The sequence below is a fragment of the Desulfolutivibrio sp. genome, assembly GCF_036584575.1.
Lineage (GTDB): Bacteria > Desulfobacterota > Desulfovibrionia > Desulfovibrionales > Desulfovibrionaceae > Desulfolutivibrio.
Genome location: NZ_JAZHDB010000154.1, coordinates 17,986 through 37,950 on the forward strand (window position 1 = coordinate 17,986; position 19,965 = coordinate 37,950).

At 65.6% G+C, this 19,965-nt stretch carries 13 protein-coding genes and 2 tRNA genes; 6 read left to right on the plus strand and 9 right to left on the minus strand.

Annotated elements, in window-relative coordinates; all coding sequences use genetic code 11:
- Positions 1-352: 352 nt before the first annotated feature.
- Both V3572_RS11435 and asnB read right to left on the minus strand, forming a co-directional pair.
- The gene (locus V3572_RS11435; protein WP_332111126.1) at positions 353-1,615 is read right to left on the minus strand and encodes a glycosyltransferase; all 1,263 of its coding nucleotides are present in this window, start codon (positions 1,613-1,615) and stop codon (positions 353-355) included.
- Entirely contained in the window at positions 1,612-3,636 is a 2,025-nt protein-coding gene (gene asnB, locus V3572_RS11440) for an asparagine synthase (glutamine-hydrolyzing) (RefSeq protein ID WP_332111127.1), read from the minus strand. Before asnB ends, V3572_RS11435 begins: the two co-directional genes overlap by 4 nt.
- A 459-nt stretch (positions 3,637-4,095) precedes the next feature.
- Here asnB and V3572_RS11445 point away from each other — a divergent pair, with 459 nt between their 5' ends.
- On the plus strand, positions 4,096-4,491 hold the full coding sequence (locus V3572_RS11445; protein WP_332111128.1) for a hypothetical protein: 396 nt from the start codon (positions 4,096-4,098) through the stop codon (positions 4,489-4,491).
- A 213-nt stretch (positions 4,492-4,704) separates the two neighbouring features.
- Here V3572_RS11445 and V3572_RS11450 read toward each other — a convergent pair whose 3' ends face one another.
- The 3 genes from V3572_RS11450 to V3572_RS11460 form a co-directional block, all read right to left on the minus strand.
- The gene (locus V3572_RS11450) at positions 4,705-5,538 is read right to left on the minus strand and encodes a M48 family metalloprotease (RefSeq protein WP_332111129.1); all 834 of its coding nucleotides are present in this window, start codon (positions 5,536-5,538) and stop codon (positions 4,705-4,707) included.
- A 490-nt stretch (positions 5,539-6,028) separates the two neighbouring features.
- A tRNA-Glu gene (locus V3572_RS11455) sits at positions 6,029-6,104 on the minus strand.
- A gap of 5 nt (positions 6,105-6,109) precedes the next feature.
- Positions 6,110-6,185 (minus strand) — tRNA-Lys (locus V3572_RS11460).
- A gap of 341 nt (positions 6,186-6,526) precedes the next feature.
- Between V3572_RS11460 and V3572_RS11465 the strand changes: the two genes are divergently transcribed.
- Positions 6,527-7,477 (plus strand): hypothetical protein, encoded by a 951-nt coding sequence (locus V3572_RS11465; RefSeq protein ID WP_332111130.1) that lies wholly within the window; start codon positions 6,527-6,529, stop codon positions 7,475-7,477.
- 122 nt (positions 7,478-7,599) lie between these two features.
- On the plus strand, positions 7,600-8,670 hold the full coding sequence (gene sppA / locus V3572_RS11470) for a signal peptide peptidase SppA (RefSeq protein ID WP_332111131.1): 1,071 nt from the start codon (positions 7,600-7,602) through the stop codon (positions 8,668-8,670).
- 54 nt (positions 8,671-8,724) lie between these two features.
- Here the strand turns inward: sppA and V3572_RS11475 are convergent, their stop codons facing one another.
- Both V3572_RS11475 and V3572_RS11480 read right to left on the minus strand, forming a co-directional pair.
- Positions 8,725-8,964 carry a hypothetical protein gene (locus V3572_RS11475; protein ID WP_332111132.1) on the minus strand — a complete coding sequence of 80 codons (240 nt, stop codon included), beginning with the start codon at positions 8,962-8,964 and terminating at the stop codon, positions 8,725-8,727.
- Positions 8,965-8,978: 14 nt separating this feature from the next.
- On the minus strand, positions 8,979-10,337 hold the full coding sequence (locus V3572_RS11480; RefSeq protein ID WP_332111133.1) for an NAD-dependent succinate-semialdehyde dehydrogenase: 1,359 nt from the start codon (positions 10,335-10,337) through the stop codon (positions 8,979-8,981).
- 261 nt (positions 10,338-10,598) lie between these two features.
- Here V3572_RS11480 and lepA point away from each other — a divergent pair, with 261 nt between their 5' ends.
- The 3 genes from lepA (at position 10,599) to V3572_RS11495 (ending at position 14,671) form a co-directional block, all read left to right on the plus strand.
- On the plus strand, positions 10,599-12,404 hold the full coding sequence (gene lepA / locus V3572_RS11485) for a translation elongation factor 4 (RefSeq protein ID WP_332111134.1): 1,806 nt from the start codon (positions 10,599-10,601) through the stop codon (positions 12,402-12,404).
- Positions 12,405-12,531: 127 nt separating this feature from the next.
- Positions 12,532-13,131: a signal peptidase I gene (gene lepB / locus V3572_RS11490; protein ID WP_332111135.1), complete on the plus strand. Its 600-nt coding sequence runs from the start codon at positions 12,532-12,534 to the stop codon at positions 13,129-13,131.
- 4 nt (positions 13,132-13,135) lie between these two features.
- Positions 13,136-14,671 (plus strand): YifB family Mg chelatase-like AAA ATPase, encoded by a 1,536-nt coding sequence (locus tag V3572_RS11495; protein ID WP_332111136.1) that lies wholly within the window; start codon positions 13,136-13,138, stop codon positions 14,669-14,671.
- 15 nt (positions 14,672-14,686) lie between these two features.
- On the opposite strand, the gene V3572_RS11500 is transcribed toward V3572_RS11495, so the two are convergent.
- Together V3572_RS11500 and V3572_RS11505 are read right to left on the minus strand one after the other, a co-directional pair.
- Positions 14,687-18,316, minus strand: a complete 3,630-nt coding sequence (locus tag V3572_RS11500; protein WP_332111137.1) for a GAF domain-containing protein — start codon at positions 18,314-18,316, stop codon at positions 14,687-14,689.
- A 380-nt stretch (positions 18,317-18,696) separates the two neighbouring features.
- Positions 18,697-19,866: an AI-2E family transporter gene (locus V3572_RS11505; protein WP_332111138.1), complete on the minus strand. Its 1,170-nt coding sequence runs from the start codon at positions 19,864-19,866 to the stop codon at positions 18,697-18,699.
- Positions 19,867-19,965 lie beyond the last annotated feature (99 nt).

Sequence of the window (19,965 nt, forward strand, 5' to 3'; positions counted from 1 at the left end):
GCGAAATCAACCTGTTTCACTCGATGAAACTGTGAGCATCCCCCTCGGTTTCCCCTGTCCATCCATCCCGGGGGGAGGGGATGTTCTCACGCGTTTCAACTCGTTGTTTCCGTTACCATCTTTGCAGCCAGTCCGTGTCGGACCCAGGTTTGCGGCCCGTTGTCGCGAGGCCCTTGCCTGGAACTCCATATGGTTCAACTCAAAAATCGTGCCATTGGGAACACCACGAGGGATGCGCCTGCCCACAGGGCCGGGCGGGCAGAACGGGCGAATGGCCGGACGGGCCGGACGGACGGGCCGGGCGAATGGACGAACAGGCAGGTCAGCGGGCGGGGCGATGCCCGGGACGGGTTCAGCAGGGGCCAAGCGAGCGGAACAAGGCGGTGAGTTTCGTTATGTGGTCGTCCAGGGAGCCCTGTCCCAGGGCCCGTTCCCGGGCCGCCTGGCCCATGGCCGCCAGGGCCGACCGGTCGGCCAGCATGCGGCAAAGCTTGTCCGCCAGGTCGGCCGCCGAGGCAGGCGCAAACAGCAGGCCCGTGACCCCGTCCTCGACCAGTTCGGGGATGCCGCCGATGCGCGCGGCCAGGACCGGGACGCCGTGCATGGCGCTTTCCAGCACGGACAGGGGGGCGTTGTCGTACCACAGGCTGGGGGTGACGCTGAGCAGGGCCTTGTCGATCAACCCGGACAGGGCCGGACCCTGCACGAACCCGGCGAAATGGATGCGCTGCGTAAAGCCGGGCCGGACCAGACGCTGCAACTGGTCCTGGTAGCCGCCGACGCCCCGGCCGGCCAGGATCAGGTCCACGTCCGGGGCCAGGTTCTGGTAGGCCTCAAGGAGCAGGTCCAGCCCCTTTTCCGGGCTCAGGCGTCCGAAATACAGGATGAAGTTCCCCTTTTCGCCCGAGGCAGGAGGGACATCGGTCGTGACGCCCTGGCGGATGACATGGATTTTTTTCTCCGGGAAGCCGCCCTGGATCAGTTTTTCGCGCATGAACCCGCAGGGGGCCACGAAGGCGTCCACCATGTCGTAGACGCCAAGCAGGCGGTGGACATACATGGCCGCGCCGCGCACCAGGGAGGCCGGGAGGCTGCCCTTGACGCAGCGCCGGATCACGCCGTTGAAATAGGCCCCGGCCACGCACCGTTCGCAGGGCTGGTTTTTGTAGAGCAGTTGATAGTTCAGGCACAACAAGTGGTAGTCCCCCAGGCGCATGGCCACGGGGATGCCGCGTTCCTTGAAGGCGGCGATGACGCTTGGGGACATGTAGTTGTAGATGTTGAGGATGTAGCCGACATCCACCTCGCCCAGGGCGTCCAGCAGGCGGTGCAGGGCGCGTTTGGCCTCAAAGGACCACACGGCCCGGCCCACCAGCCGGGGCAGTCTGGCCACGGCCCCCACCCCCCGGGACAGGGTGTTGAAGTGGGTCTGGCCGGGGTCGCCCGGCGGCGGCAGGAAATACGGGGCATAGGGCGAGGGGCGGCTTCCGGCGTAGGCCACGGAAAACGGCACGGCCTGGCAGCCGAACTGCGGCAGGCGCTCCAGGATGCGAAACAGGTAGTGCTCGGTTCCGCCATTGAGGAAAAAATATTTGTTGCAACACACGATCCTCATGCCGCTTCCGTCCCGCCACGTGCCGCGTCCTGAAGCCTCCGGCCGACCGGGGGCGACGTTCCGTCCGCCTCACCCCGGCCCAGCCAGCGGGCGGCCCACATCTGGAAATTGAGCAGCAGCCAGACCGGCTGGGTATAGAGCCCCTCCCCGGCGAAAAAGCGGTCCCTGATCCGCCCCGCCTCGTCCGGGTCCAGGACGCCTACGCGCGTGAGGTTCTCCCGGCCAAGGACGTCCCGGACCAGGGGGGCGTGGGGGCCGCGCAGCCAGGCGGCCAGGGGGATCTCGAAACCCTGCTTGGGCTGGTCGGCCAGCCCCCCCGGGACGCGGCGGCGCAGGAGGTCGCGCAGGATGCGCTTGTCCTGCCCGCCCTTGACGAGAAACTCCATGGGCAGGCTGAAGGCCATCTCGGCGATGCGGTGGTCCAAAAGCGGATCGCGGCATTCCAGGGAGGCGGCCATGGAGGCCCGGTCCACCTTGAGCAGGATGTCCTCGGGCAGCCAGAAGGCGAAGTCCCGGCGCATGAGCCAGTCGGCGAGCCCGGCGGCGTCCGTGGGGTCCGGGGGGGCCGCGGGGTCCGGGACATCAAGCGGCGGGAAGGGATCGGCCGCTGGCGGCGGCATGCCGAGCAGGCGGCTCACGGTCTGTTCCGGAAGGCCCCGGGCGGCGTAGAGATCGACCAGGCCCCGGGGATCGCGGATCTCAAGCAGGTCGAGGAACCGCCCCAACCGGGCGGCCCGATCCGGGGACAGGGCCGTGCGGCTGGCCCCCAGCAGGCGGGCGTCGGCCAGGCGTTCCCAGGGCAGGGCGCGCAGGCCCCGGGCCAGGGCCCGGCGCACCAGCCCGGGGATGGGCTGCAAGGCCTGGAAAAGCCGGGGATAGCGCCCGTAGCCGGTATAGCCGCAGAACTGCTCGTCCCCGCCGTCCGCCGACAGCGCCACCTTGACGTGCTCCCGGGCGAAGCGGGACAGGATGGCCGTGGGGATGCCCGAGGCGTCGCCGAAGGGCTCGTCGTAGATCTCGCAGAAGTCGAGCATGGCCTCCCGGGCCGCCTCCGGGGTCAAAACGAGCACCTTGTGGGGCACCCCCAGGCTTTTGGCCAGGGCCTCGGCCTTGGCCGTCTCGTTGTGGCGGCGTTCGGCAAAACCGATGGTGAAGTGGGTGATGTCCGCGCCCACGTCCTTTTTGAGCACGGCCGAGACCAGGGAGGAGTCCACCCCGCCCGAGAGGAACATGCCCACGGGCACGTCGGACACCAGGCGCAGGGCAAAGGCGTCCCGGCACAATTCGGCCAGTTCCTCCCCGGCCTGGGCGTAGCTTCCCCGGTAGGAGCCCCGGACGGCGGCGCCGATGTCGAAATACCGGGTCTCCCGGTAGGATCCGTCGGCCCGGATCGTGGCCAGCACGCCGGGGGGAAGCTTTTTCACGCCGCCAAACACCGTGTCCGGCCCTTCGAAATAGCCGGTGCGGAAATAGCGGAACAGGGCCCGGCGGTCGATGTTCGGGGTGAAATCCCGGCGGGCCATGAAGGCGCGCATTTCCGAGCCGAACAGGCAGGCCCCGGGGCGGCGGCTGACGTACAGGGGTTTGACCCCCACCCGGTCCCGGCAAAGAAAAAGCGTCTTCTCCTGGAAATCCCACAGGGCCAGGGCGAACATGCCCAGAAAGCGGGGCACGGCCAAAAGCGGCCCGAAGACCGCGGCGGCGTTGACCGCCACCTCCGTATCCGAGCCGCCCCGGAAGGCCACGCCCCTGGATTCCAACTCGCGCCGGATGTCCCGGTGATTGTAGATCTCGCCGTTGAAGACGATGGCGAACCGGCCGTCGGCGCTGACCATGGGCTGATGGCCCAGGGGCGAAAGGTCGATGATGGACAGGCGGCGATGCCCCAGGCCGATAGGGCCGTCGATCAGGATTCCGGCGTCGTCCGGGCCGCGATGGCGCAGGGCGTCGCGCATGGCCAGGATGTCGGTTTCCCGGACGTCACGCCCGTCCAGGCGCAGTTCTCCGCAAATGCCGCACATGGCTTTTCCCCTCCGTATGGGCGTCATTGTGTCCTGAATCGGGCCCGAAGCAAATGCCCTGGCGTGAGGAAATCATCCGTCGCCACGAGATTGTCCGCATGCGAAAAACGGCGGGGGAACGCGCCCGCCGCCCCAGGGATCGGCGCGGGGCACGCGCATGAGGCTGCGGCCTCGACGCCGCCCGGGCGGGTCACGGGCCGACCTGTCCGGGAGGCGGTTTTTGGAAGGGCTGGCGTGCGTGTGGGGAACCGTGTCGGGAATGAAAAGGGCCTACAGCCGTTTTTGCTGTAAGCCCTTGAATTTTTATGGCGTCCCCAACCGGGTTTGAACCGGTGTTCCCGGCGTGGGAGCGGGATGCCCCGGTCGAGGTCACCCCAGCATATAGCTTGGTCGAGCGCGCGCCAGAGGGGCTGCCGGGGCGACGGCCGCTCCGTTTTGTGTCCGGACTCATGTCCGGCTTTGCCCGCATCCCCGCGTTCGCCAGTAAGGGGTCGCTCATCGGCGCGCAGCGAGTTCATCGATTGGTTCCTGGAAGTCTGCATCGACCAGATCACCTCTATAACCGGGATGTTCGAACTCGACACCTTCCAGGAAAGGCTTGACGCGTACGTGCGTTTGAAGGGGGTTCGGCCCGAGGCCTTCCGGGTTCTGGCGCAGGTGGCGATGCTCGGCCAGGTCGCCAGGGGAGAAGTCTCGGCGATCACCGGCCTCAGGGAGCGTACTGCGCGTGACCTTCTGGCCGCCTTGCTGGCCGACGGCATTCTGGCCTCAGACACTCCCAACGGGCCGGTATGCCTGCGGGTGTCTCTCTCCTCAGCGGAAACGCGTTTCCCTGCTCTTTTTGCGACGCTTTAGCCGAATAAGGACGCTTCGTACCGAACAGATTTTGGGGAATGGTCAGATGCCTCGCCCGCCAGGGATTGCAGCAAGAGAGCCGTGCGCCGGGGCATATCCGGATGCGTGGCGCGCGATATCCGCCGGGCTCTCCGCCCGAAGGTTGAAGAGGCGGTCGATGCGGGGTGTTCCGACAGTCCGTTTAGCCGCAGGGGATCCCGCCATCCGGTTCTTTTATTCGAAGTGCTGCAGCACGGCGAGAACTTGGCTCCAAAGCGACGTCAGGATGGCCATGGTTTTGTCGAAGAGGGAGGCGTCCGGGTTGTCGCCGGTCGGCATTTCTTCCGGTTCGGCTGATTTCGCGGCGAGCAACCGTCTGGCCCGCGCCTCCGGGTGGGGATGGCTGGAAAGAAACGTATGCTGCCCGGCGAGGGCGGCCAGCTTGTTCAGCGATGACACTGCGGCGGACTTGTCGAGCCCGATGTCTTCGAGAAAGGCCACCCCGTAGCTGTCGGCCTGGCGTTCCTCATGCTGGGAAAACTGGGCGTTGGCCAACTGCTCGGAAAAAGCGCCGATCATGGACGCGGCGACTTGGCCGACCTCATTGTCCTGGGCGGCGAGGCCCTTGCGCAAGGCGCTCGTGGACAAGGCCAGCATCAGCTTTTTCCGCGAATGGTTTTTCACCACATGCCCCATTTCATGGCCGAGGATAAAGAGCAGCTCCTCGTCGGTCATGAGGTCCATCAGGGCGCTGTTGATCCTGATGCTGCCGTCGGCCAGGGCGAAGGCGTTGGGAACCTCGGTCAGGTAGGCCTTGAAGTTGAAATCCCGCCCGTCCCGTGTCGCGTGCCCGGCGACAAGGCGCCGAAGCCGCTGGTCGTAACCGTTTTCGGCCGGTGCGACGCGGTGTTCTCCATCTGCGGCCAGCGCGGCGCGGCGGGATATCTGGTTGACTTGCTCATTGGTCAGGGTGGCGGCTTTGACCGTGTCCAGGGCCGCGTCCGCCATCAATCCGATGTCGGTGTTGTCGCAGCCGAAAAGAAAGAGCGCCAAGAGAAGTGGAAGCATGCGCGCCATGAACACCTCTGCAATCGTGATATGGGGAAGACGAGGATATCAAATAGGCAGCCCGGCCCCCTGCGTCAACACTGCCCGATGGGCGGATGGACCAGGGCTCAATGCGCACGTCGTTCCCACGATCATGCCCCCCGGGGCGCCACGTTTCCCCTGCCGGGGCGTGTCCCATGCCCGTAGCGTCGCGTAACCCGCAGCCCGGGTCGCGGCCCGGGCTGCTTGCCGAGCCAATCCTGCGCTTCGCCGTGAGGCCATGACCCGGCTTGCGGCGTCGGTCACAGGCCTGGATTGCGGGCCGTGCTGTTTTTCGGAGGTTTGTCCGGGTCTTCCGTTGGGAGGCCTGGCCTTTCTTTCGCGGTTTCGCACACGCAACGGTCGCCGCGTGGCGGGCGCTTTTCTGTGCGGAGTGTTCGCGGGGGTGGAAAGGGCGTTGGGAACGAAAAAGGGCCTACAGCCGTTTTTGCTGTAAGCCCTTGAATTTCTATGGCGTCCCCAACCGGGTTTGAACCGGTGTTCCCGGCGTGAGAGGCCGGTGTCCTAGGCCACTAGACGATGGGGACGCATATGGTGGGCCGTGCTGGGATCGAACCAGCGACTCTCTGCTTAAAAGGCAGATACTCTACCGCCTGAGTTAACGGCCCACGCGGAAACAGGCTTCCTAATCCCATGCCCGCCCTCTGTCAAGGGCTCGTTCCGCGCGGCCATCCATCCCGTGCCCGGCCGAGGTGAATGCTTAATCAAATCCATTCTCCACGTCCATTGGAAAATGTGCGGCCGCGCCCGACGCCTCCCGGCCGCCGTCCGCCTCCAGGGCCGAGCACCTGCCCCGGACGCGAACCCGTGGCCGCCGGGAAAAGGGCGCAACCGCCTCAATCTCCGCGATTTTTGCAAACGCGAGGGAGCGTCCGGGGGAAGGGCCTGCCCAACGGCCCCGGCAGATTCCCCTGGCGCGCCGGACGCCGCCGGTATATGAGCCCAGGTCATGGATATGGCCGAACTGTGGCGCACGTTGGTGTGGCCCCTGACCCGTCTGCTGCTGTCGTTGTCCGTGGGCCTTTTGGTGGCCAACCTCATCGAGGCCCTCAACTGGACCCGCTTCATGGCCCGTTTCGCCGCCCCGCTCATCCGCGTGGGGCACATGAAGGACGTGGTGGGGGCCAGCTTCTCCATGGGCTTTTTTTCCGGCATGGCCGCCAACACCATGCTCGCCGAGGCCTATGCCGAAAAGCGCCTCACCCCGCGCGAGCTGGTCCTGGCCAATCTGTTCAACAGCCTGCCCACCTATTTCCTGCACCTGCCCAACATGTTTTTCATCACCGTGCCCTTTCTGGGCTCGGCCGCCTTTCTCTACGTGGGGTTGACCCTTCTGGCCGCCATCCTGCGCACCATCGGCATCCTTTTCGTGGGCCGCCTGCTCCTGCCGCCCCTGCCCGAGGGCTGCCTGGTCTGCCATCTGGGCGAGGACCGGGTGACGCTGCAAAGCGCCCTGAAAAAAAGCTGGGCCCGCTTCAAGCGCCGCATCAAAACCATCGCGCTGTTCACCATCCCCACCTATGTGGGCATTCACTTTTTGAGCACCCACGGCTTTTTCGGCTATCTGGAAAAATTCGTGTCCGAACACCTGGGGGGCATGCCCTGGCTGTCGCCCCAGGCCATAAGCATCGTCATCTTCCACATGGCCGCCGAATTCACGGCCGGGCTGGCCGCCGCCGGGGCCCTGCTCGGCGCGGGCGACCTGGACGTCAAGCAGGTGGTCATGGCCCTTCTCGTGGGCAACGTGCTGTCCACGCCCATGCGCGCCTTCCGCCACCAGTTCCCCTACTATGCGGGCATCTTCAAACCGGCCATGGCCGTCCGGCTCATCGCCTGGAACCAGGCCTTCCGGGCCGCCACCATCATCATCGTGGCCGTGGGCTATTATTATCTGGGATAGGGCCGCCCGACGCCGCGTTTGCCCCGCAGCGCGACACAGGGCGCATTCCGGACGTCTTCATCCTGTAACCGCCAACATGGCCGGGCCTTTCTGGCGCGTCCGGCCCGACAACGAGGTATGCCATGATTCCCGGTTCCCCCGCCCCCGCCCCCCGCACCGTCAAGGTCCGGCTGGTCAGCGGCCCCCTGGACTATCTGCGTCTGGCCCTGCGCGTGCTGTTCTGGGGCCTTGTGCTCTTTGCGGCTTTTGCGGCCTTCGAGACCGACAGCTTCACGGACAAGGGGCATGTGGCTTATCTTGACGCCGACTTCGAGGAGGTGGCCTGGGAGGACATCGGGGCGGACGATTCGGTGGTGGGGCTGGTGGACCTTTCCGGGACCATCGCCAGCTTCGCCGACGCCGACGTGTTGTCGGGCCCGGGCTCGGTGGTGACCCCGGACGTGGTGCGCGACGCCCTGTCGGTCATGCGCGCGGAAGGGGGCCTGTCCGGGCTGGTGATCCGCTTCGAGACCCCGGGCGGCGAGGTGGCGGCCTCGGACGAGATCCGCAACATCCTGGCCACGTTTAAGACCCGGGAAGAGATCCCCCTGTATTTCTATTCCAGCTTCGTCCTGGCCTCTGGCGGCTATTACGCGGCCTGTGCCGCAGACAAGGTGTTCGCGGCCAAAAACGCCGAGGTGGGCAGCATCGGGGTGATCATCGAGCTGCTCAATTTCCGCAAGCTGGCCACGGACACCCTGGGCGTGAACATGAAGGTCTATAAAAGCGGCGAATTCAAGGATATGGGCAACCCCTTTCGGGAGCCCACCCCGGCCGAGGAGACCCTTCTGGCCCGGGACGTCCGGGAGAGCATGGAGGCGTTCGTGGCCGAGGTGGCCCAGAGCCGGAAGATCCCGGTTGCGCAGGTGCGTGAAAAGCTGGGCACGGGCGAGGTCTGGAGCGGCAGGCGGGCTAAGGAGCTGGGGCTGGTGGACGACGTGTTGTATCCCGAGGAGTTGGCCGCCCGGCTCAAGGCCGAGATCGACAGCAAGGGCGAGGTGTTTTACGCCGCCTACCAGCCGCCCAAGGGGCTGTGGCATACCCTGGAGACCGGGGTCCATGCCGCCCTGTCCGCCGCCGTGCCCAAACTGCCCCTGCCGGTCGCCCGCAAGGGGTTCCATACGCCCAGGCTTTACTATCTGTTGCAGCGATAGCGTGGTGTGAAAGGGGCCAGGCCGCGAAGGCGCCGGGCGTTTTTTGGCGCGCCCCTAGCCGTCCACGCCCAGGCGCAGGCGTTTGACGGCGTTTTGGCGCAAAAGCATCTCCGTCTCCAGGCGCAGCTTGTCCTGCTGGGCCTCGAAGATCTCCTTGGGAAAATAGATCCCGTTTTTGAGATCCTCCCGGGCCCTAAGCTCCCGGATGCGTTCCTCCACGGCCTTTTTCTCGGCCGCAAACCCGGCCAGCTCCGCCTCGGCGGCGGCGATGGCCTTTCCCGTGTCCTCGTTCATGCGTCCCCATTCCTTTAAAAGACCCGCAGGGTCTTGATGTTCACGAATTCACGGATGCCGAATTCCGACAACTCCCGGCCGTAGCCGGAATTTTTCACCCCGCCGAACGGCAGGGCCGGTTCCGACTTGGTCATGCCGTTGATGGTCACGGTTCCGGCCTCGATATGCCGGGCCATGGCCCGGGCCCGCTCCACATCCGCCGTCCAGACGCCCGCGCCCAGGCCGTAGGGCGTGTCGTTGGCCAGAAACAGGGCGTGCTGCGCATCATCGGCCACGAACAGGGCCGCGGCCGGGCCGAACAGCTCCTCGGCGTAGGCGGGCATGCCCGGTGTCACGTCGGCGAGAAGCGTGGGTTCATGATAGAATCCCGGCCCTTCCACGGCATGGCCGCCCAGGAGCAGCCGGGCGCCCATGTCCAGGCATGTCCCGATCTGGGCCGTAAGGGACTGCCGCAGATCCTCCCGGGCCATGGGGCCAAGCGTCGTGGCCGGATCAAAAGGGTCGCCGGGCGTGTAGCGGGACATGGCCGCGACCAGGAGTTCGGTGAACTGCTCGGCCGCCGGACGCTCCACGATGAACCGCTTGGAGGCGATGCACACCTGGCCGCAGCCCTGGAGCCTGGCGGCGGCCCCGGTGCGGGCGGCGGCGGAAAGATCCGCGTCGGCCAACACGATGCACGGGTCCGAGCCGCCAAGCTCCAGCACGCTTTTTTTCAGGTGCCTGCCCGCCAGGGCGGCCACGGATCGTCCGGCCCGGACGCTGCCCGTCAGGCTCACCCCGCGCACCCCCGGATGGGCGATGACCGATTCCACGAGGTCAAGCGGGATGAAAAGCGCCCGGAAGACATTTTCCGGGAACCCGGCCCGGCGGAACAAATCCTCCACGGCCAGGGCGCAGCCGCAGACATTGGGGGCGTGCTTGAGGACCACGGCGTTGCCGGCCATGACGGCCGGGGCCGCGAAGCGGATGGCCTGCCAGAAGGGGAAGTTCCAGGGCATGATGCCAAGGATCGTCCCCAGAGGCTCGAAGCTGACGCAGGACTCAGCCACGGCTGATCGTACCGGCGTGGGGGATAGGATGGCCTCGGCGTGTTGCGCGTAGTAGAGGCAGACCTGGGCGCATTTTTTGACCTCGGCCTCGGCCTCGCGCAAAAGTTTGCCCATTTCCAGGGTGATGAGCCGGGCGTGCCCCGGGGCCTCGGCGATGAGCAGTTCGGCTAAGGCGGTCATGCACCGGGCGCGCCCGGCGAAGGTGGTCCGGGAAAAATCCCTGGCGGCGGTTACGACGTCGTCCAGGATGGCCGCACACTCGGCCGGGCCGTGTTCGGGGTAGTCCCGGATGAGCTGCCCCGTGGCCGGATTGACGCTTTGCACCGTACATCCTCCCTGGCATGAAAACTGAGGCGGGGAGGGCGCTGGCGCGCCGTTTCCCCTGCTAAAGGACCGCGTTGTACCCCTTTCGGCCGCGCATGGCGAGTCCAGGGAAGGGGCCGGGCCGCCCGGCGCGAGATGGCCCGGACCTAGCCGGGCGTCCCTCGGCGCATTGACGCCGCGCCGCGCTTCCATTATGTGCCAGACCGACCTTTCACGCCACGCCAACAACGCGGTCTGGCCGCCACCACCCCCCGGAGTCAGATGGATACGTCGGTCATTCGCAATTTCAGCATCATCGCCCACATCGATCACGGCAAGTCCACCCTTGCCGACCGCATCCTTGAAGTCACCGGACTTTTGACCTCCCGGGACATGCGCGATCAATACCTGGACCGCATGGACCTGGAACGGGAACGCGGCATCACCATCAAGGCCCAGACCGTACGCATCCCCTACAAGGCTGCCGACGGCAAAAACTACATCCTAAACCTCATCGACACCCCCGGCCACGTGGACTTCAGCTACGAGGTCTCGCGCAGCCTGTCGGCCTGCGAGGGCGCGCTGTTGGTGGTGGACGCCACCCAGGGCGTGGAGGCCCAGACCCTGGCCAACGTCTATCTGGCGCTGGACCACGACCTGGAAGTGGTCCCGGTCTTAAACAAGATCGACCTGCAAAGCGCCGATGTCGAGGGGGTCAAGGCCCAGATCGAGGAGGGCATCGGGCTCGACTGCCACGACGCCCTGGCCGTGAGCGCCAAGACCGGCATGGGCGTGCCCGAGGTGCTGGAACGCATCATCGCCCAGGTGCCGCCGCCCAAGGGCGACGCCGACGCCCCCCTTCAGGCGCTCATCTTCGATTCCTGGTACGACTCTTACCAGGGCGTGGTGGTGCTGTTTCGGATCATGCACGGCGGCATCGCCATGGGCCAGAAGATCCGCATCTTTTCCACGAACGCGGTCTATGAGGTCACCCGGCTGGGGGCCTTTTCCCCCGGGCCGTTGGACATCCCCTCCATGGGGCCGGGCGAGGTGGGATATCTGTGCGCCAACATGAAGAACCTGCGCGACGCGCGGGTGGGCGACACCATCACCGGAGCCCAGAATCCGGCCCCCGCCCCGCTGCCTGGCTTCAAGGAAGTCAAGCCCATGGTCTTTTGCGGGCTGTATCCCGTGGAGGCGGCGGAATACGAGATCTTGAAGTCCGCCCTGGAAAAGCTCCAGTTAAACGACGCGGCCTTCAGCTACGAACCCGAGACCTCCCAGGCCCTGGGCTTCGGTTTTCGGTGCGGGTTTTTGGGCCTTTTGCACATGGAGATCATCCAGGAGCGCCTGGAGCGGGAATTCGGGGCCATCCTCATCGCCACCGCGCCCTCGGTCATCTACAAGGTGGACAAGACCGACGGCACGGTCCTTTTCATCGACAACCCGAGCAGGCTGCCCAAGTCCCAGGAGATCGCCACCCTGTCCGAGCCCTTCGTGCGCATGGAGATCCACACCCCCAACGACTACGTGGGCGGCGTGTTCAAGCTGTGCGAGGAAAAGCGCGGCATCCAGAAGGACATCAAGTACCTGACCTCCACCCGGGTGATCATCACCTACGAGATGCCCTTCGCCGAGATCGTCTACGACTTCTTCGATCGCTTAAAATCCGCCACCAAGGGCTATGCGTCGCTCGACTACGAGATCATCGACCACCGGGCCTCGGATTTGGTGCGCCTGGACATCATGATCAACGGCGACCCCGTGGACGCCCTGGCCACCATCGTACACCGGGACAAGTCCTACCATTACGGGCGGGCGTTGGCCCTGCGGCTCAAGCGGAGCATCCCCCGGCAGCTCTTCGAGGTCATCATCCAGGCCGCCATCGGCACCAAGATCATCGCCCGGGAGCGCAATTCGCCGCTACGCAAAAACGTCATCGCCAAGTGCTACGGCGGCGACATCACGCGCAAGCGCAAGCTTTTGGAAAAACAGAAGGAAGGCAAGCGCCGCATGAAGCGGATGGGCAACGTGGAGATTCCCCAGGAGGCCTTTTTGGCCGCCCTCAAGGCCGGGGACGACTCCTGACCCAGCCCGTCGCCATGCCGCATGGGCGGCGCGGCCCGGCCAGTCGTTTCGACACGTCCCGGAAACGGCCCAGTCTCCACCCTGCGGGATACGGGGGCGACGCCCGGCGCAAGCAAAAGGAAAACGCATGAACCCCAGATGGCAGAAAACGCTTCTCGAATACATTGAGGCCCTGGCCGTGGCCCTGGTCCTGGCCCTGGTCATCCGCACCTTCGTGGTCCAGGCCTTCAAGATCCCCTCGGGGTCCATGCTGGAGACCCTGCAGATCGGCGACCACCTTCTGGTCAACAAGTTCCTTTACGGCGTGAAGATGCCGTTCACCGGGACCACGCTCTTCGATGTGGAGGAGCCCAAGCACGGCGACATCATCGTCTTCGAATTCCCCGAAGACCCGGACAAGGACTTCATCAAGCGCATCATCGGCGCCCCCGGCGATGTCATCGAGATCAAGGACAAAGAGGTCTATCGCAACGGCGAAAAGCTCACCGAGCCCTACGTCCGCCACACCGACCCACGCATCACCCCCCGTCGGGATAATTTCGGACCGGTCACCGTGCCCGAGAACAAGTATTTCTGCATGGGCGACAACCGCGACGAATCCTACGACTCCCGCTTCTGGGGCTTCGTGGACCGGGACAAGATCAAGGGCAAGGCCTGGATCATCTACTGGTCCTGGAACGGCATCCCCAATGTGCGCTTCGACCGGATAGGCATGTTGGTGAAGTGACGCCATGCCGGTCCACGTCGCCACCGCCGCGCTTTTGGGCATCGACGCCTTTCCGGTCGAGTTGGAGGTGGACCTGGCCCGGCAGGGACTTCCGTCCTTCGCCATGGTCGGACTGGCCGAGGGCGCGGTGCGCGAGAGCAAGGAACGGGTGCTGGCGGCGCTCAAAAACAGCGGCTTCAAGCTCCCGGCGGCGCGCATCACCGTCAATCTGGCCCCGGCCGACATGCGCAAGGAGGGCAGCGCCTACGACCTGCCCCTGGCTGCAGCCCTTCTGGCCGCGGCCGGAATCCTGCCCCCCGAGGGGGCCGAGAACCTTTTTCTGGCCGGTGAGCTGTCCCTGTCCGGCGAGCTCAAACCCGTGCCCGGCATCCTGTCCATGGCCGTCCGGGCCCGGGAGATGGGGGCCAGGGGCATCCTGGTGCCCCGGGACAACGCCCGGGAGGCCGCCGTGGTCCGCGACCTGCCGGTCTACGGCCTGTCGACCCTGCGTGAGGCCGTGGAGTTTTTAAGCGGCCAGACGACCCTTTCCCCCGAACCCCTGCCCGAAACCGATCCCGGCCCCGCGCCCGGGGACTTCCAGGTGGACTTCTCCGAGGTCAAGGGCCAGCAGCATGCCAAGCGGGCCGTGGAGATCGCCGCCGCAGGCGGCCACAACCTGCTTTTCGTGGGACCGCCGGGCAGCGGCAAGACCATGCTGGCCAAGCGCATCCCCACGGTTTTGCCCCCCTTGCGTTTCGACGAGGCCCTGGAGGTCACCAAGATCTACAGCGTGGCCGGGCAGCTTCCCCGCCAGGCCGCCTTGGTCGAGGCCCGGCCCTTCCGCTCGCCGCACCACACCATCTCCGACGCGGGGCTCATCGGCGGCGGCAGCCACCCCCGGCCGGGCGAGGTGTCCATGGCCCACAAGGGCGTGCTGTTTCTGGACGAACTGCCGGAATTCAAGAAATCCGTACTGGAGGTGCTGCGCCAGCCCCTCGAGGACGGCAAGGTGACCATCGCCCGGGCGGCCATGTCCCTGACCTATCCCGCCGACTTCATGCTGGTGGCCGCTCTCAACCCCTGCCCCTGCGGCTACCTGGGCGACCCGCGCCACGAATGCACCTGTTCGCCGCCGCAGATCCAGCGCTACCGCTCACGCCTGTCCGGGCCGCTTCTGGACCGCATCGACCTGCAGGTGGAGGTTCCGGCCGTGCCGTACAAGGAGCTGCGCCAGGAGGCCTCGACCGTGGATTCGACGGTCATGCGGGGGCGGGTCTTGGCGGCCCGGGAGCGGCAGGCGGCGCGCTATGCCGATGCGGCCATCCACGTCAACGCCGAACTGGTGGGGAGCCGCCTGTCGGCCTGCTGCAAGATCGACGACGAGGGGCATCGGTTTTTGGAAGGCGCGGTGCGGCGGCTGGGGCTTTCGGCCCGGTCGCATACCCGGATCTTGCGCATCGCCCGGACCATCGCCGACCTGGATGGCGACGAGGGCATCAGAGTGGAGCATCTGGCCGAGGCGGTGAATTTGCGGGGGCTGGATCGGCAAAGGGAGGCGTGAAGGGTGGGGCGCGTTTTACGCCATTTCCCGGGGCCGATCCCCGGGTTTTTTTTGTCCCATCGCCCGCCCCATGGCCGCAAGCAGGGTTGCGATCTCGAAGGGCTTGGGCACGTAGCCGTCCATGCCGACGGCCAGGAACCGCTCCCGGTCGCTCTCCATGGCGTAGGCCGTGAGCGCGACGACCGGGATGTTCCGGTCTATCCCCGGCACCTCGCCGTTGCGGATGTGCCGGGTGGCCGCCAGGCCGTCCATCACCGGCATCTGGATATCCATGAGCACCAGGTCGAAGGGGGCCTGCCCCAGGGCCTTGAGCGCCTCCAGGCCATTTTCGGCCTCCACGGGCGTATGCCCCCGGCGCGAAAGGGACTTGACCAGGGCCATCCGGTTGACCGGCTCGTCTTCCACGACCAGCACGCGAAGCGGCGGCAGTTCCGGGGCTTCGGACGCAGGCGCGGCCGGGGCCGGTTGCGCCGGGACCGTCTCGCCCCCCGACGGCCAGAACACGCTAGTGAAAAAAAACGTGCTGCCCTCCCCGGGCGTGCTCTCCACCCGGATGGTCCCCCCTAGGAGCTCCACCACGCTTTTGGCGATGGACAGGCCCAGCCCCGAGCCGCTGTATTTCTTCGTCAGGTATTCCTCGGCCAGGGTGAAGCTGTCGAAGATGGCCTTGTGCTTGTCCGCCGGGATGCCGACTCCGGTGTCGGTCACGGAAAAAAGCAGGCAGGCGCCGGAAAAGTCCCCGGCTACCCGCACCAGCCCATCGGACAGGGCCTGTCCCGTCTCCAGGGGGGCCACGGCGACCCGCACCGATCCGGACTGGGTATGGCGCAGGGCGTTGCCCACCAGGATGTTGATCACCTGGCGCAGACGAAAATCGTCGCCCACCAGTTGGTCGGGCACGTTCGGCGCGATGTCGAAGTGCAGGGGCAACCCTTTGAAAGCTGCGGCCACGCCGTGGGTACGTTCCAGGGAGTCCATGAGGCCGCGCAGGGAAAAGCCGCGCAGCACCGGTTCCAGGGCCCCGGCCTCGATGCTGGCCAGCTCCAGCAGGTTGTTGACGATCTGGATCAGCCTGTCCGAGGATTCGCGGGCGATTTCCCAGAATTCCCGCTGCTCGTCAGGCAGCTCCTCGGCCAGGGCCAGTTGCACCATGCCCATGATGCCGTTGATGGGCGTGCGCAGTTCGTGGCTCATGTTGGCCAGAAACTGGGTCTTGGCCTCGTTGGCCGCGTCGGCCAGCCGTTTGGCCCGGTGCAGTTCGTTTTCGTCGCGTTTGCGCACGATGGCCAGGCCGAGCAGCACGGCCATGCGGGATACGGTGCGCACCTCGTGTTCGCCATAGCCTCCCGGGGCGTTGGCCAGGGCGATCTGTCCCAGGATATGGCCTTCGGTCACCACCGGGACGCTCATGAAATTTTCAAGAGGGACATGTCCGCCGGGCAACCCCCGGAAGGCGGGATGCCGGGCCGGATCATCCACGACCAGGGGCTTGCCGGTGTTGAGGGTCACCCCCCACAGGCAGGGATAGCTGCCGTCGGGGTTGGGCGAAAATTCGGTCTTCACCTTGTCGGCGGCCAGATTGCATTGGCCTTCGAGCATCTCCGTCAGGGTCAGGCTGGCCAGGTTGCCGGTTTTTTCGTCGATGACGCCCACGTAGCCGTGCTGGCTGCCGGTCACCTGTCGGGCCGCGCCAAGCACGATTTTCGAGAGATCCGTAAAGGAGGCCCCGACGTTTAAAAGCGCCCGGGAGATGGCGGCCACGGCCACGTTGGCCGACAGTTCGCGGTGCAGCCGGTCCTCGGCGGCCTTGCGTTCGGTGATGTCCTCCCCCGAGGACAAAAGGCCCGTAATACCCCCGGCCTCGTCGGAAAGGGCCGTGTTGTGGCAGGAGAGGACGCGGCGGCCACCGTCGCGGCGCAACACCTGATTCTCATACACGTCCAGGAACCCGCTTGACCCGTGCAGCATCCCGGCCATCACTTCGCGCAGGTGTTGGCGGGCCTCGTCCGGGATGCAGGTCTCGATCCAATCCTTCCCGAGAAGCTCTCGCTCGTCAGAATAGCCGAGTATTTCCAGTCCCTTGCGATTGATGAGGGTGATCCGGCCGGAGACGTCCAGGCCGACCATGAGCACCCCGGCGATGTCCAGATAGCGCCGGGCCTGCTCCCGTTCCCGGGCCAGATCCACCCTGGCCCGCTCCCGTTCGCCCAGGGCCCGCAGATAGCTTACGCCATGGGCCATGTCCCCGGCCAGTTCCTCCAGAAGCGGGATCTCGTCGTCCCCGAAGGCTCCCACTCCCCGGGCGTCGATGCACAGCACCCCGAACACCCCGGCATCGTCGCGAAGCGGCAGGGACACGATGGACAGCGGACCATTCTGCCCGATGTCCTCCCTCCAGGACGCCATGCCAGGATCGGCGGCGGCGTCCGCCACGACCACGGTTCGGTTCTCCCGGATGGCCCGGCCCACAGGCCCCCGGCCGTGCGGGCGCTCGCCATCCCACACGACGGCGAGGCTTCGTACCGCCTCAAGATCGATTCCGGCGCTGGCCAGGGGCAGGACCGTTTTTGCCGCATCGTCTTCAGCCTGACCCACCCAGGCCGCATGATAGCCGCCGACCTCCACGATGGCCCGGCACATGTCGCCTAAAAGTTCCTGCTCGCTTGTGGCCCGAAGCAGCACATGGTTGCAGGCGCTTAAGGTCTTTAAGGCCCGGTTGCTGCGAAATAGCGCCCTGTTGGCGGCGTTGGTCTCCCGTGTTTTGACCGCCACGGCCGCGCTCAGGCGTTCCTGGCGGTTGACCACGAAGTAGGTCAAAAGGCTCAGCAAAAAGACGATGATCAGACTGCCGATCTGAAAGACCGAAAGGCGGAAGGAGACAGCCGTGTCCCACCCGCCGTGCAAAACGGCCGCCAGTTCCCAATGTCCCTCGGGGAGATCCACGCGCATGACCACCGGATCCTCGGAAAAGATCCGGTCGTCGCCGAAAAAGACCCGGCCGTCCTCGTCGCGCAGGGCCAGGGACACCCCATCCATGTCCCGGGATAATCCGGCTTCAGCCAGGATGTCCGGCACGTCCAGGGCGATGTTGACTACGCCCCAGTAGACCCCGTGCAGGTACACGGCCTTGCGGGCCACCAGCCCGAGCCCGCCGCGCAGCAACTCGAAGGGGCCGCTGATCACGATGTTCCGGGATTCCACGGCCAGGTAATAATCCTCGCGGCCCTTGGGGCGCGGGTCGTTGGACAGGTCGTGACCGATGAGCACCCGGTGCTGTTCGGGTGGGAAGGCCATGTCCACGATGCCGTTCGGGGCTATGGCCAGGGAGCGGATGCTCGTATCGCCGCCGATCAGACCCGAGGCGAAGACAGGAAATTCATCAAGGGTGTGCCCCGTGAGCAGTTGGGTCTCCACATAGGCGGCCAGGCCGCCCAGGCGGGTCAGGCGGCGGGTGAGCAGGGATTCCAGGGCGACATGCTGGATGTCGCACCGGGCTTTGATTTCGTCGCGTTTTTCGGCCACCACCCGGGCTTTGAAGGCGTCAACGGCAAAGAACCAGACGGTGCAAAGCGCCAAGGCTACCGAAAAAGCGGCTAGAAGCGATTTCCGCCGGGGCTTGGAGATATGGGGGAGGGCCCTATTCATGTTGTCTGCACCAGTACAGGAAATCAGGAAAGGTTATGGCATTATATCCTGTCCGTTGAATAAATAGCAGAATCGTCCTGCAAGAACAAGCCGAGGCATTGTCCGGAGAGCGATTCTCCGGAAGACCCGGATAGCTGGGGCTTCGGGTTCGCAGCGTCTCTTTACATTCGTGATGGGGAAGGACGGAATGTGTTTTTAAAATGCGCCGTTGCGAAGTGCAGCGGAACAGGTGCGCGTCTCTAAAAAACAGGCCGGTATTATCAAGGAAAAAACGAGTATATCCTTATGGCTTGCCGCACATCACGGATGTCCGTCCGGGCGGTTGCGACCCTCGTTTTGCACCGCCTCACCATAACGCCAGTATTGTTAAAGGAAAATAATCATTTCAAGTTGTTGTTTTCAGGATTCGCAGCCCCCGATGGCCGGGACACGTCCCCGCCAGGGCGGGCGGCCGTCATCGGCCCGGGCGGTGGAACCGCCCGCCGGTACCAGGCCAGGCACAGGCAGGTCATGGGCAGGGCGATGAGCAGGCCCAGAAAGCCTAAAAGTTTGCCCCAGACCGACAGGGACAGAAGCATGAGCACCGGCGACAGCCCCATGGCCTTGCCCATGATGCGCGGCATGAGGATCCAGTCCTGGAGGATCTGGGCCACGATGAAGACCAGGGCGATGAGGGCCAGGACGGTGGGAAACCCCATGTCGGTTTCCAGAGAATGTAGAAGCCCGAGCAGAACCGCGACGGGCACGGCCAGAAGCTGGAGATAGGGCACCATGTTGAGGGCCCCGGCAAAGAGCCCCAGCGGTATGGCCAGGGGCAGCCCGATGAGCGAAAACCCCACGGCGCACACCACCCCCACGGCCGAGGCCAGAAGGGCCTGGGCCCGGAAGTAGCGGTTCATGTAGGCCGTGAAATCCGACACGAAATCCACGGCGGTCTCGCGGTGGCGTTCGGGCACGTAGTCGGGCCAGTGCCGCACCTTGCCGTAGTCAAAGAGCAGAAAAACCAGATACAGGCCGATGAGGAACACCCCGACAAGCCCCAAAATCACATCGGCCGTGCCGCTGATGACCCCCCACACCCCGGGCAGGATGCGGCTTGCGGCCTCGCGCAAAAGGCCCATCACGTCGTTTTGGGCGAACCACCCCCGAACGTCGTCCCGGGCGGCGAACTCCTTGATGGCCTTCCAGATGTCCGGGGGCAGGCGTTCGGCGGCGCGCCGGGCCAGGTCGGAATTGTCCATGAATTCGGACAAAAGCCGCCCCATGCGGCCCATCTCGCCAAGGATCATGGGGGTCACGAGCAAAAGCAGGCCCGCGGCGGCCAGGATCACCCCTGTCAGGGCGGCAATCACCGCCACCGTGCGGTTTTTGAGCCGCCGCTCCAGGAGGTTCACCAGGGGACTCATGAGATAGGCCAGGACCAGGGCCACGGCAAACGGGGCCAGCACGTCGCTGAGATATCCCAGGAGGCTGATGACCGCCCACGCTAGGCCGGCCGTCAGGGCCAGGCGCACCACGCGGTCGAAGGTGAAGGGTTTGTCGTCAAACACGGCGGGCATCTCCTCGTATTTCCCGGCGGCAGGCCGCCCGGGGCGTTGGTCGCGTCTGGAGAAGGGCTTGACTTTTTCGGCGTTTCGAAGGAATTTTAC

What these genes read in the sequence shown, in the direction of transcription:
- V3572_RS11450 (WP_332111129.1), bottom strand. Translation starts at nt 5,538, where the DNA reads ATGCTTCCACTTCTCTTGGCGCTCTTTCTTTTCGGCTGCGACAACACC.
- V3572_RS11495 (WP_332111136.1), top strand. Translation starts at nt 13,136, where the DNA reads ATGCCGGTCCACGTCGCCACCGCCGCGCTTTTGGGCATCGACGCCTTT.
- sppA (WP_332111131.1), top strand. Translation starts at nt 7,600, where the DNA reads ATGATTCCCGGTTCCCCCGCCCCCGCCCCCCGCACCGTCAAGGTCCGG.
- lepB (WP_332111135.1), top strand. Translation starts at nt 12,532, where the DNA reads ATGAACCCCAGATGGCAGAAAACGCTTCTCGAATACATTGAGGCCCTG.
- V3572_RS11500 (WP_332111137.1), bottom strand. Translation starts at nt 18,316, where the DNA reads ATGAATAGGGCCCTCCCCCATATCTCCAAGCCCCGGCGGAAATCGCTT.
- V3572_RS11435 (WP_332111126.1), bottom strand. Translation starts at nt 1,615, where the DNA reads ATGAGGATCGTGTGTTGCAACAAATATTTTTTCCTCAATGGCGGAACC.
- asnB (WP_332111127.1), bottom strand. Translation starts at nt 3,636, where the DNA reads ATGTGCGGCATTTGCGGAGAACTGCGCCTGGACGGGCGTGACGTCCGG.
- V3572_RS11475 (WP_332111132.1), bottom strand. Translation starts at nt 8,964, where the DNA reads ATGAACGAGGACACGGGAAAGGCCATCGCCGCCGCCGAGGCGGAGCTG.
- V3572_RS11465 (WP_332111130.1), top strand. Translation starts at nt 6,527, where the DNA reads ATGGATATGGCCGAACTGTGGCGCACGTTGGTGTGGCCCCTGACCCGT.
- lepA (WP_332111134.1), top strand. Translation starts at nt 10,599, where the DNA reads ATGGATACGTCGGTCATTCGCAATTTCAGCATCATCGCCCACATCGAT.